Raw genomic sequence first — 346 nt, forward strand, 5'->3', positions numbered from 1 at the left:
TACCAGAGTGGCCAAATGGGGCTGACTGTAACTCAGCTGGCGTAGCCTTCGGTGGTTCGAATCCATCACTGCCCACAGATTTTAAATTGCGACTGTTTCTGACAGTCGTTGATTAAAAAAAGCTTTTATCGTCAGAAGTTTGATTTTGTAAGGTAAAAACTTTTTTAATCAGTAAGAAAGACAATGTCTTTCGTAATTTAAGGTTTGTTTATGCCTCCCATTACGGATCGAAAAAGCATAGTGAGTCCGGCTTGTGTGAGGAACAATACATTTGCGGAAATAGCTCAGTCGATAGAGCACTAGCCTTCCAAGCTGGGGGTCGCGGGTTTGAGTCCCGTTTTCCGCT

Annotated in this window: 2 tRNA genes; both read left to right on the plus strand. The window is 43.4% G+C overall.

The window, feature by feature from the left end:
- Nucleotide 1 precedes the first annotated feature (1 nt).
- Nucleotides 2–75 (plus strand) — tRNA-Tyr (locus WS42_RS15740).
- Between the two features lie 198 nt (nucleotides 76–273).
- Nucleotides 274–346 (plus strand) — tRNA-Gly (locus WS42_RS15035).

This window comes from Odoribacter sp. N54.MGS-14, assembly GCF_000980295.1.
Lineage (GTDB): Bacteria > Bacteroidota > Bacteroidia > Bacteroidales > Marinifilaceae > Odoribacter > Odoribacter splanchnicus.